Consider the following 314-nt stretch of genomic DNA (forward strand, 5'->3'; position numbering starts at 1 on the left):
GCTCAAAGTACTACGCTTTATTTAGTGTAAAAAACAAGCAGGATGTCTTATGGCCATCGCAAGAAAACGACAAATAAGTTTGGTTGATACAAAATACTACCACTGTATTTCGCGTTGCGTGCGCCGTGCTTTTTTGTGTGGTGAAGACCACTTTACTGGTCAATCTTACGAGCATCGCAGAGGCTGGGTTGAAGATAAGTTACTGGAATTAGCAAAAATATTTTGTATTGATGTATGTGCTTATGCCGTAATGAGTAATCACACCCATTTAGTACTGTATGTAGATGACAAAAAAGCGAATAGGCTGAATGATA

At 38.5% G+C, this 314-nt stretch carries 1 protein-coding gene; it reads left to right on the forward strand.

Annotated features, from left to right (window positions below; all coding sequences use genetic code 11):
• Positions 1-49: 49 nt before the first annotated feature.
• Positions 50-314, forward strand: a 265-nt coding sequence (locus DC53_RS0120805) for a hypothetical protein (protein WP_033032101.1), incomplete at its 3' end; no start/stop codon positions are given.

Source organism: Pseudoalteromonas fuliginea (assembly GCF_000690055.1).
In the GTDB taxonomy this organism is placed as follows: Bacteria; Pseudomonadota; Gammaproteobacteria; order Enterobacterales; family Alteromonadaceae; genus Pseudoalteromonas; species Pseudoalteromonas fuliginea.